This is a genomic window from Veillonella parvula (assembly GCF_032472435.1).
GTDB lineage: Bacteria > Bacillota > Negativicutes > Veillonellales > Veillonellaceae > Veillonella > Veillonella parvula_N.
In genome coordinates, this window is record NZ_JAWEGM010000002.1 from 214,366 (window position 1) to 230,733 (window position 16,368).

Sequence of the window (16,368 nt, forward strand, 5' to 3'; positions counted from 1 at the left end):
TACCGATGGGCTTTTTAATACCTGTTACGACTTGAATATGCCGGAAGAGCATCCGCTGATGACTCGATCACTCTTCACCTCGTCTACCCTAACGACTGCCTTCGTGGGTACTTGCGCTATTCGCCTTTACGAATTCGGAATTCCTTTCTGTGATATATGGCAGAATCAGTACAAAATAAAATATGTACTGAGGTATATTATACTAAAAAAATCGATAAAAAGTAAACCACCTCAGATAATTCAAAAGGAATAAAAAAGATTGTTTCTATGCTTCACGTCCTTTTCATTGTAAGAAATTATACTTCTATCATTCTAAATTTTACACAATTAGATTTTGTTGTATTTTCAAAATGTATGTATATAATTTGGGAGATATTAATCATGAATAAAACAACGATTAAAAAGAAACATAAAAATAGAAAAAATAGTTTGTCCTATAGAAAGTTACGCCGTTGGGTATTACCTGCAGTCCTTGGTGCTGCCCTATCAACGTTAGCTATCATTCCAACCTTAGCAGCAGAAACTCAGCCTAACACTAACATCGCAGTTGTAACCACAACAGAGCAAACCAAAACAGTACCATCCGCACAAGGAAGCACATCTCCAAACGGTGCTCCTAATGGTATGGAACCACAATCCGAAGTAGATCCTAATACTTTCAAAGGCACAACTATCGTTACAGAAAACAAATCCATTGCACATGAGTCGATGACAAACACAACGGCCGATCAGAATGCTTTCATCGGTAAAAATAAAGCGGTAATTGATATTGAAAATAGCGTTTTCGATAAAACAGGCGACACTACAAGCGATGACAATAGCAATTTCCGTGGTCAAAATGCAGTAGTCCTCGGTATCGAGGGTAGCCAAATTAACATCAAGGGTAGCAATATTACATCTAACTCTAAAGGTTCTAATGCAGTCTTTGCCACTGGTGAAGGCTCGGTTATCAACGTAGAAAATACTAATATTCACACAAAAAGCGATTCCTCTCGTGGTTTAGATGCTACTTACAAAGGTACTGTAAATGGCAAAAACCTAACTATCACTACTGAAGGGGCTCACTCTGCTACACTTGCTACAGATCGCGGAGAAGGCACTATCACCGCAGAAGCGGCAAAACTTACGACATCTGGCGAAGGCAGTCCTGTTATCTACTCTACGGGTAATATTATGGTAAACAATGTCAACGGCATAGCGAATAACAGTGAAATTGGCGTCGTAGAAGGTAAAAATTCCATAACTCTTACAAACTCCAATGTAACAGGCTACAAAGATAATGGCTTCATGCTATATCAAAGCTTCTCTGGTGATGCTGAAAACGGTATTGCTCGTCTGAAAGCAGAGAATAACACACTCACAACTCACGCTACAGGTGCGTTCCTCTATGTAAACAACACCACTGCTGAAGTAGACCTTTCTAACAATGCAATCTCTATGCCGAACACATCTACCCTAGTGAAAGCAGCTGCTGACTCCCGTTGGGGAAAAACTGGTGAGAACGGCGGTCACCTTACACTCCGCACATCTAACCAAGAGCTAAACGGTAATATTATGGCTGATTCAATCAGTACCATCGCTCTAGACATGACAAATGGATCTAGCCTTGTAGGTGCTATAAACACAGACAACACGGCTAAAGAAGTAACTGTGAAACTCAGCAAAGACTCCAATTGGATACTCACAGGCGACAGCTATGTAAAATCCTTGAGCAACGAAGACACAACCGGCAGTAACATTCAATTGAATGGATATAAACTTGTTGTGGCTGATAAATAATATCAAAAGCACTACTCTGAATTATTCCAATTTAAAGTAGTGCTTTTAATTTGTTAAACTTACTTGTATATCAGTTTAAATATATAAATCATCTTTATATAAATCTACCAATAAGCAGATTAAAAATTATGAGTTAAACAGTCTATTAAATAGCACCCATATATTGGCCATAGTTTTAATTCAACCATAGGCTTGTAGTTTTCATCTTTAATTTTATGTTCCAACAAATTTAGATTCTCTAAATCATCTTCCCAGCTTTTGATATAGTCCTGCTTTTCTTCTTCGCTATCAAAGTCTTCGTCCATTTTTGCATTTTCAATGCATGCCAATATTTCTGTTCGTTGCTTCTCCACTTCACGATGGAACATATCATGTTGCTTCATAATCCAAAGACCAAAGTAATAAGGGCCATCACTTAAATCACAGTGCTCTTTAGCCTTTTCACATTCATCTAAGAATAGGCCATACTCATCTAATATATAATAGGCGTCAATGATATCAAACTCAAAAACTTCATCATTACTTAAATGATATGCTACATCGCCTCCAAGCTTAATTTGCTTCAAACGATCGAGGGCTTGCTTTTTATTACCTAAATGCACATCACAATAAGCAATACAAACTAGTAACTTCATCCTATTAGGATAGCCTTTTAATAACTCTTCAAAAATGGCCCTTGCTTTCTCATATTCCTTAAGCTCAAACAAACACACTGCATAGCCAAAGTTCATGTCATAATCGTTCGATACTATTATTCCCCTTTCAAAAGCACGTAAACTTTTCTTCAACTCCTCTACAGAACCTTTCTCTCTATAAGCTGAAAAATGATATAAAGCCAACCCTCTGTAAGTCTCTATATATGGAGAATTTAGCTTTACAGCTGCAGATAGATAGTCATATTCTTTTATATTTCCCTCATCGTTATAATAAAAAGCCAAATTAGTGTAAATTCTCGCTTTATCAGTATCACTAAGTTCATTAGTATAAGCTTCAAGGAACCCTTCCAATAGTTCTATTGAATTTTTCTCATCCCTCAACACCTGTTCAACAGTTGCTAAAGTACAGGCCACATCCACATCATTAGAATACTCACACATCAAAGTAATTAAATACGTTCTAAAACGCTCTGCGTATTGCTTTAGCACATCATAATCACTAAATATAGACGCATTATATGTAGCTTCATATTCTACTTTAAGATTTTCCCAATACTCTTTTATAGCAAGCTTCATATTACACCTTTTCTATCGAATATATTTCAGACTATATGGCTATAATAACACAAATTACTTCCTATATACGTGCCTATAGTAACTCCTCTCATATAAATTCAAACCATGTTAAAAGATTTCCTTTAGTCTCTAGCTAGTTCTAATTGCATAAAAACAACCCTCTATTAGATATTCTAAAAATGAATAAAAATATCTAATAGAGGGTTATGTTATTTAAACAAAAATAAAAGCTAATTATATTATGCTCTACCAATAGAAATCAACGCCGCATTTTTTGCATGTATCAATGTAGTATCAAATAAAGGTATATCCGTATCATCTTGTTTAATAAGTAGCCCAATTTCAGTACAGCCTAAGATAACACCTTGTACACCAGATTTTACCAAATCACCAATAATATCTAAGTATTGTTGTTTAGATTCATTAGAAATAACACCTAAACACAATTCATTATATATAATATCATTCACAAGTTCGACTTGATCTTCGTTAGGTATAACAACATGAATCCCCCGATTTTCCAAGATACATTTATAAAAATCTTGTTGCATCGTGTACTTGGTACCGAGTAGACCTACCTTTGTAATACCTGATTTTTCCAACTCTACTGCAGTCATTTCCGCAATATGAAGAAGAGGTATGTGAATATGTCTTTTTATTTCATCCGCTACTTTATGCATTGTATTCGTGCATATAACAATATAATCAGCACCAGCCTTTTCTAAAGATTGAGCAGCATCGGATAAAATTTCAGCGCTTCTATCCCAATCTCCATTTGCTTGACACTTTTCTATCTCTTCAAAATCGACACTATATAAAATACATTTTGCTGAATGTAAGCCGCCCAAAACTTGCTTAATAGTTTCATTCAAGACTTGGTAATACGTAATCGTACTTTCCCAGCTCATTCCTCCAATTAAACCTATTGTTTTCATAATTTCACCCTCTAAACTTAGAATAAACCAAAATAAAAAGATTATTCATTATGATTATTCAATTTTAAATATCACTTATCTCTAAACCTCCTATATATGCTCCTGCAGCGACTTTACGTAGGACGGAGCAAAGGGACATATATAGGAGGGTATACTTTTAATATAAAAGTTGTAGAATGGAACCAAACGGAATGGTATCAAACTACTCATCAAGAGTTATTCAGCTAACCCTTGTTCTCTACCGATAATATCAGCGATTTCTTCACATAATGATTGTAATGTTTCTTGGTCTGGACCTTCTGCCATAACGCGAATGAGTGGTTCTGTACCAGAGGCACGTACAAGTACGCGACCTTCGTCACCGAGCTCTCCTTCAGCTGTTACGATAGCAGCTTTGATAAGGTCATTGTCTTCCCAGCCAGTTTTTGTAGCGATCCGAACATTTACAAGAACTTGTGGGTATTTTGTCATAATGCCCGCCAACTCAGAAAGAGGTTTCTTTTTCTCCTTCATAAGAGCCGCCACTTGAACAGCTGTTAACATACCGTCACCAGTGGTGTTGTGATCTAAGAAGATTACGTGACCAGATTGTTCACCACCAATGGAAAGATTATGTTCACGCATGTATTCCAATACATACCGATCACCAACAGCAGTGGAAACCGTTTTCATACCAAGTTCTTCTGCTGCTTTATGGAATCCGATATTACTCATAACGGTACCAACTATGGTATCACCTTTAAGTTTGCCTTCTTCTTTCAACTTAAGAGCGCATAACAACATAATTTGATCGCCATCGAGAACTTGACCTTTTTCATCAACCAATAAACAGCGGTCAGCATCGCCATCATTAGCAATACCAAGGTCTGCATTATATTGTTGCACAGCTACTTGCAATCCTTCGATATGCGTAGAACCACAGTGATGATTGATGTTCAAGCCATCTGGATTCACATTAATATTGATGACTTTAGCCCCTAGTCCAGACAAAATTTCTGGACCTACACTAGACGCGGCACCATTGGCACCATCATAAACGATAGTCAACCCTTCAAGGGACGTATCAATTGTGTGACGTACAAAGTGAGCATATAAATGAGCCAAGTTACTATTAAACTCAATTTTACCTATACCATCCCCTGTAGGACGTGCTAATTCATTATCTGCACTTTGACGAACATATTTTTCCAATTCATCTTCCACTTCATCAGGTAATTTATAGCCATTGCTATCAAAGAATTTAATGCCATTATCTGGATATGGATTGTGAGATGCAGAAATAACAGCACCCGCATCAAACCCTTGTTGACGTACAAGGTACGCTACTGCTGGAGTTGGGATAACGCCTGCAATCACTACATTACCGCCAACAGAACAAATGCCCGCTGCTAATGCACTTTCAAGCATAGAACCAGAAATTCGCGTATCGCGACCAATCAAGAACGTAGGATGTTCCTTTTCCTTACCAAAATGCGTTCCTGCCGCACGACCTAAATGATAGGCTAATTCTGGCGTTAAAAACTCATTAACAACACCACGTACACCATCTGTACCAAATAAACGAGCCATAATTATCCTCCTCTAAGGATTTGTGAAAGTTTCACAAGTCTATATATCTACCGTGTGTATCATTTCAATAATTACTGTTGTGTATTATATCACAATATAGAAAGCATACCTACTATAAAGTCACATCTATATTACATAAATAGTATGAATCTATACTGTAATTCAATTCATCAGTATAATTCCCCACTAATTAGGTTTAGCGTATTTTGCCATACATAAAATGGCTGTTTCCGCGCCATCAAGGGCAGCACTCATAATTCCCCCTGCATAGCCAGCCCCTTCACCCATAGGATAGAAACCTCCTACAGTAGGAGAAATGCGTTCTTCATTGCGTCCCATACGAAGCGGTGCAGAGGTGCGCGTTTCAACGCCTGTCATACACACCGCAGGATTATCGAATCCACGGATACGACGACCCCAGTATGGCAAGGCCCGCTCTAATACGGATGTGACGAACGGTGGCAAGCAATCATGTAAATCGCAATTCACGACACCTGGCTCGTAGCTATATATACTATTTTGTACACTAGGTGCTTGTGAAAGCCCTAAAAACTGCCCTACTGTTTGTGCAGGTGCATGGAAATTAGATCCGCCCAACTCATAGGCCTTTTGTTCCCATTCTCGTTGGAATGCAACGCCATCTAATGGATGAGTACCAAAGTCATCTGGACCTACGTTAACCACGATAGCACTATTAGCAACACCGCTGTTCCGAGCGTATAAGCTCATGCCATTTACGACAACGCCACCTTCTTCAGAGGCAGATGCTACTACTTGACCTCCTGGGCACATACAGAAGCTATACGCAGTACGGCCTGTTTCTTTATCATGGTACACGAGGGAGTATTCTGCTGCACCGAGGCCCAAGCTAGATGGTTCCACGCCATATTGGGACTCATCGATTACAGCTTGATCATGTTCAATACGAACACCGATAGCAAAGGGTTTTGCCGTCATTTCCACATTGCGTTTATGAAGCATCTCGTATGTGTCACGCGCACTATGTCCTACACCAGACAAAACAACAGTCGTATCAATACGCTCACTACCATTAACTTCAACGCCTACGATACGGTCATTTTCAATAAACAAATCCGTTACCTTAGAACCAAAACGGACTTCACCACCCCATTCGATGATGCGCTCACGCATGGCTTTTACCATAGTACGCAATTTATCTGTACCTACGTGAGGTTTATGTTTATATAATATTTCTTCAGGCGCACCAAACTCAACAAAGTATTTAGATATCTCATGTAAACGCGGATGGGTAATGCGAGTTGTCAACTTACCATCGGAAAAAGTTCCTGCGCCACCTTCCCCAAATTGTACGTTGGATTCAGGTTTAAATATGCCCTTTTTCCAAAATGTTTCTACATCATGACTACGTGTATCTACATCTTGACCGCGTTCAAGCACGATTGGGCGATAGCCTTCACGAGCTAGGTAAAAGGCTGCAAGCATCCCCGCAGGGCCAAAGCCCATAACAACAGGACGATGAGCTAATGGTACGGACCCAAAAACAATAGGTTCTGGATCTTCTGCAGCAAATACAGATACATCCTTTTCTTTACCAAGCTTTTTCATGACTTGAGCTTCATTATGAACCTCAATGAATAGAGTATATACAAAAACAATGTTTGGCTTCTTACGAGCATCTACGGCACGTCGAACAACATGAATCGTTTCGATAGCGCCACGTAACGGGGGATATTTCTTTTCTACAATACTTTTGATATCCGACTTAACCGTAACAGCTACGCGGAGATTTATTATTCTAATCATATCTTTCCTATTAAAGCCTCCCTTTTAGGCGAGCCTACTTCTTTAATCTTTGACCAAAATTCTTTACCACTTGATCTGTAAGAAAATAGTTATACATCTTTATTATACAACACTACTATAAAAGCTAATATATAAATCATAAAAAGGCCCTAATAGAGAAATATTCACTCTATTAGGGTCTTCATCGCAAGATTTCAAAGCCTCATAAAAAACTTATCATCCATTAAGTACTTTCTTTTGTATTTCTACTTTCACCCGTACCGTTGTGGTATTGCTATTAACACCATTCGGTAATACTAAATTATAGTTACCCTGTACAGTTTCAGTAGCACCCGACACATCAATAGGTTCTGTTTGTATTTCTGTAACGGAATCAATCATTTCTTCACGACCAGTAACCGTTAGTTGCGTTGGTGTAGCAGACGTAGATTTAACTTCATAACCCTCTGCTACTGTACCAACAGTCGGAACAGTAATAGGAACCGCCTTTTCTTTACGTAATAAGTTAAGTTCATATTGTGCTTGACCTTGGTTTGGATTAATATGTACATCTAGTACATTACCTGCCGTATCCCAAGCTTCTAAGGTACTAACAGCGCTAAAGTTCTTCGTTTGACCAGCCACATTGACTTTCATGACAACCTTGCTCACTGCATTAACTTGTTGCTTACGACCAGAAACAGTTACCTCTTTCGGCACAATCGTTACCGATTTCAAAGCAATATCATCAGAGAACTTACCGATTGGAACTATTTCAACAGGAATCGTTTTCTCTGCATATTCATCAACATTGATGGTGATGGTATCTGGTTTAACCTCCACAAGATTCATTCCTGCCGGAGGAGTAAAATTAATAGTTACATTATTTTGACCTGGTTTTACACCGGATGCATCAATATAAGCTCGTAAATTATCTGATTTCATAGACATAATGGTATCTCGTGGACCAGCCAGAACAACACGGACCACATCTGGTGCATCTTCTATGATATAGCCAGAATTGAGATTTTGAACCTGTACAGGTATTGTGTAGGTTACTTCCATCACAGGGTTCTGATCGCGCATAATAAAGAACCACATGACGATAGCTGCTAACAAGGATAATAATTTAGCAGGCCAATTGCGTTTCAAATGAATCATCATTTATTTGCCCTCCATTTCCACATACTAGTAATGGTTTGACGAGGGCGTTCCATAAAGGTGCGCAATGCCTCTTTAATTTGATCCTCTGGTAAATGGCGATAAATATGACCGCCATATGTATAAGAAATGGTCCCTGTTTCCTCACTGACAACTATTACAACAGCGTCAGTTTGCTCAGACAAGCCAATAGCTGCACGGTGACGTGTACCTAGTTCAGTACTCAATGTGCGGTCCTCAGTCAACGGCAGCAAACAGCCTGCTGCACGAATTCGCCCATCACGAATAATCAAGGCCCCATCATGAAGCGGTGTACTAGGAACAAAGATATTTTTAATCAACTCGCGGCTCAATACAGCATCGATAAGAATACCAGTATCTACAAAGTCATTGAGACCTACTTCACGTTCAAAAACGATAAGTGCCCCCGTATGTTCACGAGACATAACGCGAGCCGCAGCCATTACTTCATTAATGGCCATATCCATTTCTTCTTCGTTTACATTTTGTGCCTTGCTGAAAATTCGTCCACGCCCCAATTGTTCTAGAGCACGACGCAATTCTGGTTGGAATACAACCGGTAACGCAAAGAGAAGAACGGTCATACTTTGTTGCAAAATCCAGTTGATAACGTATAGATTTAATAAATGACTCAATAAATTTAAAATTGCCAACATGACGAGACCTTTTAAAAGAGAAACGGCCCTCGTATCTTTAAGCAATTTATATAAATAGTAAATACCAATGGCAACGATTATGATATCAACAATATCAAGAAGCCTAAAGGTATGTATAAGTGCGTCAATATGCATAAAAATAGCTCCTTATACAAAATAATAAGGTACAATCAATTCTTTGACTGTACCTTATATTTTAACTCATTTTGAGAGTACTGTAAATTTATAAACAAACGCTGAATGAGATTTTATTAGATGTTTTGTGTTTCAATCCATACATCCATTTGGCCACCACAGACCATGCCTTCTTTAACAGCTACGTCATCATCAAGGAGAACATCAATACGACGGTGAGCTTCTTTTTTATTCAAGGAGTCCACAGCACTTAGGCGGATTTCATTTTCTGCACGACCGCCGCCAATAGTGCCAAAAATAGATCCATCAGGAAATACAACCATAGATGTACCAGCTTTACGAGGTGTGGATCCACGAGTATATAAAATAGTCGCTACTGCTAAGGTTTCGTTTTTACGTTCACTAAGATATTCAATAAACTCACGATTCATGGATCACTCTACCTTTCCGCAATGAGCCGCCTTTTTTACCACGTACCACTGCCAAATATTCACTAACGATAGATAATGCAATCTCCTCAGGTGTTTGTGCACCAAGGTCTAGACCAATTGGAGCATAAATCATATCTAACTCATCTTGGGTCCAACCTTGCTCACGCAACACTTCAAAAGCATGATGAATGCGTTTTTGGCTACCCATAACACCCATATACGTAGGCAAGTAACCACGCAATTGTTCTAAACATATATTATCGTACTCATGAGCACGCGTCACAATGATAAAGCCATTATATTCATCAAGAGGTAAATCATTCTTGAAGTTTTCTAAAGGTAAGCACTTACGTGTAACACGTTCATCAAAGAATTCAGGAACTACATATTCTGGACGGTCATCTACAACTGTAACACGACAGCCAATAAACAACAGCAAATCAGTAATAGCTCGGCTAACATGACCTGCGCCTAATACGAGAACTGACGGATCATTTTCTACAGGTTGTACGAAACACTCCATTTCGCCTACCATGCAGAGAGAATTTAGCTTTGCTTTATCTACAGTAAATCCTTCAATAGGAGTTCCGTATAGAACACTTCCATCTTCAGCATAAATAGTCTTATCCCCTTGACGAGGACCGGATAGAACTGTAACCATCACGGTAGTTTCAGTAACCTGTAGACGATTTTTCATCACATCATAAATTGTTTCCATCTAGATTCCTTTCATAATCCCAAGCGGTAACAGCCTCTAATACACCTCCACCGACAGCAAGGGATTTATCTGAAATACTATAACAATGAGACTCTTCACAACGAGCATCCACATCAGCCAACTTAAAATGATCTGATACGATGAGCCCACTTTTTAAAATTCCTCGTAGAATGCCTGTAATTTTAGCTCGGACTGGTTCTTCATCAACATAACCAATCACCTCATTGGCTTGTACAGAATCCCCAATATGCCGTTTTGCTGTAAATAGTCCAGCCTTTGGAGAATGGATAACGCGCTCATGAGTGTAGCCACCTACATTTCCAGGGATACCTGTATTAGGTTGAGCCGGCCCATCATAGATACAGCGACCTAATGAATGGCCACGCATCGTTTCAATGACCACATCTACATCTTCTCCAGCAGTAAATCCAGGGCCAACACCTATAACGAGCTCTGCATCATCTCGTTTTGTTCCAAGATTCTTTTTACTCAAAATAGCATCGACTACAATCTCTGGTTTTAAAGTGTCCAATAATTCCTCATATGAGCTAGTGACAACGGGAATGATTTTCTGTGCCAATGTATCCTTCACTTCACCAATAGACACATGACGAGCAACAAAACGTTCCAAAATCATTTCTCCACGATGAACCGCATTACCGTAACATACTTCGCGGCGAATCATGGTAGGAATCGCTATTTCACTAATTACAACGGGATAGCCCGCCCGTCTCAATCTATATACAGCACCGGAAGCGATGTCTCCACCTCCACGCATAAGTACCAATGGTTTCATAATGCCTCACTTTCACGATGTTTCAAACGCTCAAAATCATCGGGTGTGTCAATATCGTCGCCAACATCATCACTAATCCATAATTTCACGACATGGGCTTGACCCTCACCACGAATAATGGTCTTACCGCCTTGATCCCCTTGAATCTGTTGTAAATAATCAAACCAATGAGAACCAAAGAGAACGGGATTTCCCGAGTGATAATTTGCCCCATAATGTGGAACGACGATAGTTTTCGGATGAAAGTTTTCATTAAACGCACGAATGACCTCGTGTACAACAGCACTCGTCAAAAGTGGTTGATCTCCTACTGAACAGAGAATACCGTCTAGCGATATAGGCGCCGTATTCACCAAATGATGTACTCCCAGCGCTATGGATACGCCTTGCCCCAGTTCAGGATGGTCATTTCGAAGGGCTTCAAAACCATAGCTTGTGACAATAGGTTCTAGTTTCTCATGATCATCACCAGTAACTGCCACAAAAGGTAGCTTACACGATACAGTAGAAGCTACCTGTCCACCCCATCCACCTTGAAGAGCCCCACAGACCGCATCTAGAACAGTCTTGCCACGCCAGGGTAAGAGCTGCTTATTACATCCCATACGCTTGGATTGCCCTCCCACAAGGAGGACAATGCCAATATGCAAAGGATGACGGTCTATGGGGTCTCTCATGGGACTAAAAGCGGTGTTACAATTTGCTTTCACATTAGTCATGAGTACCTACCGACATTGAATAATGCGACGGATTTCACAACTTGCTTTATATCCATCAGCCAAAATGATAGCCGTAATATCACTATCAACAATATGATCAATAAAATCATCGATAATGCGATGTTGCACTGTTTCATAACCAGTACAGAATAATATTTTCTTACCTTTACTGTATTGGAATAAACCTTGCCTATGCAAAACAAGATCAGCCAACATACGAGGAGTTACAATAGCCCCCATATCACGTTTTACAATATCTTGAACAAGCTCGATATTATGTACGTGCTCATCATCTAACGGGGCCCCTAGCATTTGTAGATTCACGAGGCCAATCGTAGTCTTTGTAAGAGATGGAATGATAGGTTCGGTCGTCTTAGGTGCCTTGAGCCATTTTTCCTTCGCCCCATCTGCTTCTACAACAATTTGCCAATTGGGATGTAACTTGGATAAACCATCGATAAGATCACAATCTAAGGAGTCTACTTTTGTTCCTGTAATTCCAGTGAACCACGCACCACAATAGCCATGTAAAAGTCGGTCAGTACAATACTCATCAGCTTCATTAATATTATGAGTATAAATCGGTTCATAATGAGCCACCTGAGACTCATAAAGTCGAGTCGTAGTCGTAACTACGATGGGCTGACCTTTCAGCCGTCCATATTCTACTAGTTTTGAAAGCACAGTCGTTTTACCGCCTGCCCCAACAAGGGCAACGATTCCCGGCTGAATCAATCGATTCCAATAGGATGTTTGTGATGTCATAGAACCAGGCCTCCTTAGAAAGTAAAAGGAACTAGAAATCTCTATACTTTATATTTCTCGTCCATAGCCATAAATACCTTCTCAGATGTCATAGGTAATGTACGAATATCCGCACCAACTGCATTTTTAATGGCATGTTGAATAGCAGGGCACCCCGTATTGATGACAACCTCACCAATAGATTTTGCTCCGAAACCACCTGTAGGCTCGTAAGATTCTACAAAGTCTGTATGTAATTCACCAATATCCTGACGGGTTGGGATTTTATAAGTCATAAGATTGTTTGTTTCCAAACGGCCATTGTTGGAATAGCGTACATCTTCATATAAAGCCATGCCGATAGCTTGTACTACACCACCCTCAACTTGAACGCGAGCCAATTTAGGATTGATAACAGTACCACAATCAACACAAGAATAGAAATGAAGAGGAATAACCTTACCTGTTTGTTTATCTACCTTCACCTCAGCAATAGATGCCATAAATGGAGGTGGGGATGTATGACTCCCCCATGTAGCAAAACCAGACAATTGCTCCGCATTAACACCAACTAATAATTTTGGTGCCAATTGATGGATATCCATTGTTTTAGCACCATCTTTTGTGGTAGCTACAACGCCGTCAAAGTCAACGTTTTCAACGTCAGTTTCAAAGAAATGAGCGAATTTAGCAATAATCTTAGTGCGCAATTCTTCTGCCGCCATCTTAGCAGCAGTACCTGTTACATAGGTTGTACTAGATGCGTAAGACCCTGGATCGAATGGTACGATATCTGTATCTGATTCAATAACAGTCATATATTCCATAGGACAGCCGATTACTTCACAGGCCATTTGAGTCAATACGGTATTAGACCCCATGCCCATATCAGAAGACCCAGTATACAATGTATAATTACCATCGTCACCAAGGCGAATTTCAACAGATGCCACATCTATATTTGCGACACCAGAGCCTTGTAATGCTAAAGCCATGCCCAGTCCACCGCGATAGCGTTCATCGATATCCCAAGAATGAGGGCGTTCATCCCAACGAGCCATTTCTTTTACCCGATTTACAGTATCTTGGAAAAGACCAGAATCAAGATATTCATCTGGAGCATATACTAAGCTTTGTTCACCTTCCGCTATTAAGTTCTTCTGACGTAACTCAGCTGGATCAATCCCCATCTTATCAGCTAACTGGTTTACTGCACATTCTAATGGCCACAATGCTTCTGTTGCACCATACCCACGGAAAGCACCACCCGGAGTTTGATTAGTATACACACCTTCTGTACCATAATGAACAGCAGTCACTTTGTTGTACAAAGGTACAGATTTATGTTCACCAGCCGTTGTAGTAGTGAAGCAATGAGTTGCATGTGCACCAGCGGCTGTGATGGAGTCCATATCAATAACTTTAATAATGCCATCTTTTGTAGCACCAACACGGATTTTCCATTCACGAGCATGACGTGTAGTGGAGCAAGTTTGTGCTTCTGTACGATCGTATAAGAGATAACAAGGTTTTTTCAATGTCCACGATACAAAGGCCGTCATAATTTCTGTACAAGCCGTTTGTTTAGAGCCGAAACCGCCGCCGATACGAGGTTTAATAACACGGACTTTTGTGGCCGGAATACCGAGTGCACGAGCGATGTGACGGCGTACATGGAATACGATTTGTGTAGAGGATACGATAACTACACGACCTAGCGCATCTATATATCCAAAGCTTTGGAATGGTTCCATCGCTGTTTGGCGTGTGGCCTGGTCAAAGTATGTACCTTCTGCCACGTAATCACATTTAGCAAGTTCTGCCTCCACATCTCCTACCCGTTTGTGATAGGATACGCAAATATTGCGTTTGTAATCTTGTCCTACAGGGATATTATTGTGAATATCATCTTCAGGATGTACTATAGTTTCATGGTCGATAGCAGTATGCATATCAAGTACAGGTTTCTGTACTTCGTATTCAACCTTGATAAGCGGCATTGCTTTAAGCGCTGTAGCCTCATCTTTTGCTACGATAAGAGCTACTTCGTCTCCAACATAGCGAACTACAGGGTCCAAGATGAGTGCATCATAAGCGGATGGCTCTGGATATGTTTGACCTGCTAATGTGAATCGCGTATTAGGCACATCTTCATAAGTAAAAATAGCTTCTACGCCAGGAATCAATTTGGCTTTAGATGTATCAATAGATTTGATGCGCGCCTGAGCATGAGGACTACGAAGGGCCTTAATAACGAGCGCATCTTTGGGAACAAAATCGCCAGTATAAGACGGTTTACCAGACAAAATACCTTTTGAGTCAACTTTGTCATAAGATTTACCAATATGCTTGTTCATCATTATAGGCCTCCTTCTAAGAATTTACGAACTCCTCGAAGTTGTGATTCATAACCAGTACAGCGACATAAGTTACCTATGAGGTATTCGCGAATCTCATCATCGCTAGCCTTTGGATTTTTGCGTTTCAAATTAATAGCACTCATCATCATGCCAGTTGTACAAAAGCCACACTGATCTGCGCCTTCACTTGCGATACAAGCCGCTAATAATTCAGCTTCCTCTTGTAAGCCTTCTAATGTAGTAATTTTATGTCCTGGCGCACGAAATGTAGGGTATGCACAGGACAAAATAATTTCGTCATCCACCCATACAGTGCAAAGGCCACAGTTTGTAGTATCACAGCCACAGCGGACACTGTAATAGCCAAGATCACGCAATGTATCTAGCAACATCTCATCAGTTGGCACATTAACAGTTACATTTTTGTTATTAATATTAAGTACGAGTTCCATTATTGTGCCACCTCCTTAGCTAAGCGTTGAACCATTGCTTTTACCATTTCCATGCGATATTCTTTGGACGCATGAGAGTTAGATTGATACACTAGTTCTTCAGATGCCAATTGACCTGCCTCTTTTGCGGCAGATAATCCTTTTTCTGAAAGCAAAGCACTTGCTTTAACAGCTAATTGAGGTACACCAGGTCTTGTACCGATATACAATTCAACCCCTTTTTCATCATGGCGAAGAGCACCTGTCAATAACGGGAAATCACCACGAGAAATGCGAAGGGCTTCAACAGCTACAGGTACATCTACTTTAGGGATGCGAATCTCCACGAGAATATCACGTTCTCTATATGTCATATAATCTTGCATGGACATACGACCGCCTTTGAAGGTAACGATGTCTGCATGCACTGCCAATAGCGCAGGGATGATATCAGAGAAGCCAAACTTACTTGCTACAGAACCGCCCATGGTAGCAGTATTTCTAAATTGAACGCCAAGAATCTCCTTAACGCCTTTAACTACGGCACCGCCGCAGAATTGTTGTAAAGGCTCAAAGCGTTCCACATCTCCTTGTGTCGCCATAGCGCCAATTACAAACTCCTTATCTTCTTCACGAACATAACGCAAATCAAGACTCGCCATATCAATCACTGATGGCCAAGTACGTCGTCCTAGACGCAGCCAACAGCCGCCTGCTAGCATAGGAGCAGTTTTGTTCTTTGTGGCTAATTCATAAGCCTCTTCCACCGTCTTCGGTTGTAATACTTTCATAAATGCTAACATAATCTGTCCTCTCAATGGTATACTAATACTAACAGAATTACGGTGCTAACTATAAAAATACAGTTCTCACCAAACTACAAACTTAACAAAAACTATAGAATCTCGTGCATTTCT

The 16,368-nt window shown here is 40.0% G+C and carries 15 protein-coding genes; 1 reads left to right on the forward strand and 14 read right to left on the reverse strand.

The window, feature by feature from the left end; translation table 11 throughout:
• The first annotated feature begins 381 nt into the window (after positions 1-381).
• Positions 382-1,779: a hypothetical protein gene (locus E7A03_RS04105; RefSeq protein WP_101928747.1), complete on the forward strand. Its 1,398-nt coding sequence runs from the start codon at positions 382-384 to the stop codon at positions 1,777-1,779.
• A gap of 119 nt (positions 1,780-1,898) precedes the next feature.
• On the opposite strand, the gene E7A03_RS04110 is transcribed toward E7A03_RS04105, so the two are convergent.
• From E7A03_RS04110 to E7A03_RS04175, 14 genes are all read right to left on the reverse strand, one after another.
• Entirely contained in the window at positions 1,899-3,011 is a 1,113-nt protein-coding gene (locus E7A03_RS04110; protein ID WP_101928746.1) for a tetratricopeptide repeat protein, read from the reverse strand.
• Between the two features lie 239 nt (positions 3,012-3,250).
• Positions 3,251-3,946: an aspartate/glutamate racemase family protein gene (locus E7A03_RS04115; protein WP_101928745.1), complete on the reverse strand. Its 696-nt coding sequence runs from the start codon at positions 3,944-3,946 to the stop codon at positions 3,251-3,253.
• Between the two features lie 216 nt (positions 3,947-4,162).
• Positions 4,163-5,515: a phosphoglucosamine mutase gene (gene glmM, locus E7A03_RS04120; protein ID WP_101928744.1), complete on the reverse strand. Its 1,353-nt coding sequence runs from the start codon at positions 5,513-5,515 to the stop codon at positions 4,163-4,165.
• A 186-nt stretch (positions 5,516-5,701) separates the two neighbouring features.
• Entirely contained in the window at positions 5,702-7,300 is a 1,599-nt protein-coding gene (locus E7A03_RS04125; RefSeq protein WP_221741365.1) for an NAD(P)/FAD-dependent oxidoreductase, read from the reverse strand.
• 216 nt (positions 7,301-7,516) lie between these two features.
• Entirely contained in the window at positions 7,517-8,443 is a 927-nt protein-coding gene (locus E7A03_RS04130) for a CdaR family protein (RefSeq protein ID WP_012863867.1), read from the reverse strand.
• Positions 8,440-9,252 carry a diadenylate cyclase CdaA gene (cdaA, locus tag E7A03_RS04135; RefSeq protein ID WP_012863866.1) on the reverse strand — a complete coding sequence of 271 codons (813 nt, stop codon included), beginning with the start codon at positions 9,250-9,252 and terminating at the stop codon, positions 8,440-8,442. Before cdaA ends, E7A03_RS04130 begins: the two co-directional genes overlap by 4 nt.
• A gap of 116 nt (positions 9,253-9,368) precedes the next feature.
• A complete protein-coding gene (locus E7A03_RS04140) occupies positions 9,369-9,683 on the reverse strand; it encodes an XdhC family protein (protein WP_012863865.1) in 315 nt (104 codons plus the stop codon).
• Entirely contained in the window at positions 9,673-10,401 is a 729-nt protein-coding gene (locus tag E7A03_RS04145; RefSeq protein WP_012863864.1) for an XdhC family protein, read from the reverse strand. The genes E7A03_RS04140 and E7A03_RS04145 overlap by 11 nt, the downstream gene beginning before the upstream one ends.
• On the reverse strand, positions 10,385-11,197 hold the full coding sequence (yqeB, locus tag E7A03_RS04150; protein ID WP_101928742.1) for a selenium-dependent molybdenum cofactor biosynthesis protein YqeB: 813 nt from the start codon (positions 11,195-11,197) through the stop codon (positions 10,385-10,387). Before yqeB ends, E7A03_RS04145 begins: the two co-directional genes overlap by 17 nt.
• Complete coding sequence (locus tag E7A03_RS04155) at positions 11,194-11,916, reverse strand: nucleotidyltransferase family protein (protein WP_316073716.1); 723 nt, start codon at positions 11,914-11,916, stop codon at positions 11,194-11,196. Before E7A03_RS04155 ends, yqeB begins: the two co-directional genes overlap by 4 nt.
• A 6-nt stretch (positions 11,917-11,922) precedes the next feature.
• The gene (gene yqeC, locus E7A03_RS04160) at positions 11,923-12,681 is read right to left on the reverse strand and encodes a selenium cofactor biosynthesis protein YqeC (RefSeq protein ID WP_004697856.1); all 759 of its coding nucleotides are present in this window, start codon (positions 12,679-12,681) and stop codon (positions 11,923-11,925) included.
• Between the two features lie 41 nt (positions 12,682-12,722).
• Positions 12,723-15,020, reverse strand: coding sequence for a xanthine dehydrogenase family protein molybdopterin-binding subunit (locus tag E7A03_RS04165; protein WP_316073717.1), 2,298 nt, complete (start codon positions 15,018-15,020; stop codon positions 12,723-12,725).
• Entirely contained in the window at positions 15,020-15,472 is a 453-nt protein-coding gene (locus tag E7A03_RS04170) for a (2Fe-2S)-binding protein (protein ID WP_004697799.1), read from the reverse strand. The genes E7A03_RS04165 and E7A03_RS04170 overlap by 1 nt, the downstream gene beginning before the upstream one ends.
• Positions 15,472-16,254, reverse strand: a complete 783-nt coding sequence (locus E7A03_RS04175; protein ID WP_221741368.1) for an FAD binding domain-containing protein — start codon at positions 16,252-16,254, stop codon at positions 15,472-15,474. Before E7A03_RS04175 ends, E7A03_RS04170 begins: the two co-directional genes overlap by 1 nt.
• Between the last annotated feature and the right edge of the window lie 114 nt (positions 16,255-16,368).

Excerpts from the sequence above, each read along its gene's own strand:
- E7A03_RS04130 (WP_012863867.1), bottom strand. The coding sequence starts at position 8,443 with ATGATGATTCATTTGAAACGCAATTGGCCTGCTAAATTATTATCCTTG.
- E7A03_RS04105 (WP_101928747.1), top strand. The coding sequence starts at position 382 with ATGAATAAAACAACGATTAAAAAGAAACATAAAAATAGAAAAAATAGT.
- E7A03_RS04170 (WP_004697799.1), bottom strand. The coding sequence starts at position 15,472 with ATGGAACTCGTACTTAATATTAATAACAAAAATGTAACTGTTAATGTG.
- E7A03_RS04155 (WP_316073716.1), bottom strand. The coding sequence starts at position 11,916 with ATGACTAATGTGAAAGCAAATTGTAACACCGCTTTTAGTCCCATGAGA.
- yqeC (WP_004697856.1), bottom strand. The coding sequence starts at position 12,681 with ATGACATCACAAACATCCTATTGGAATCGATTGATTCAGCCGGGAATC.
- E7A03_RS04175 (WP_221741368.1), bottom strand. The coding sequence starts at position 16,254 with ATGTTAGCATTTATGAAAGTATTACAACCGAAGACGGTGGAAGAGGCT.
- E7A03_RS04115 (WP_101928745.1), bottom strand. The coding sequence starts at position 3,946 with ATGAAAACAATAGGTTTAATTGGAGGAATGAGCTGGGAAAGTACGATT.
- yqeB (WP_101928742.1), bottom strand. The coding sequence starts at position 11,197 with ATGAAACCATTGGTACTTATGCGTGGAGGTGGAGACATCGCTTCCGGT.
- E7A03_RS04110 (WP_101928746.1), bottom strand. The coding sequence starts at position 3,011 with ATGAAGCTTGCTATAAAAGAGTATTGGGAAAATCTTAAAGTAGAATAT.
- E7A03_RS04145 (WP_012863864.1), bottom strand. The coding sequence starts at position 10,401 with ATGGAAACAATTTATGATGTGATGAAAAATCGTCTACAGGTTACTGAA.
- E7A03_RS04140 (WP_012863865.1), bottom strand. The coding sequence starts at position 9,683 with ATGAATCGTGAGTTTATTGAATATCTTAGTGAACGTAAAAACGAAACC.
- cdaA (WP_012863866.1), bottom strand. The coding sequence starts at position 9,252 with ATGCATATTGACGCACTTATACATACCTTTAGGCTTCTTGATATTGTT.
- E7A03_RS04165 (WP_316073717.1), bottom strand. The coding sequence starts at position 15,020 with ATGATGAACAAGCATATTGGTAAATCTTATGACAAAGTTGACTCAAAA.
- glmM (WP_101928744.1), bottom strand. The coding sequence starts at position 5,515 with ATGGCTCGTTTATTTGGTACAGATGGTGTACGTGGTGTTGTTAATGAG.
- E7A03_RS04125 (WP_221741365.1), bottom strand. The coding sequence starts at position 7,300 with ATGATTAGAATAATAAATCTCCGCGTAGCTGTTACGGTTAAGTCGGAT.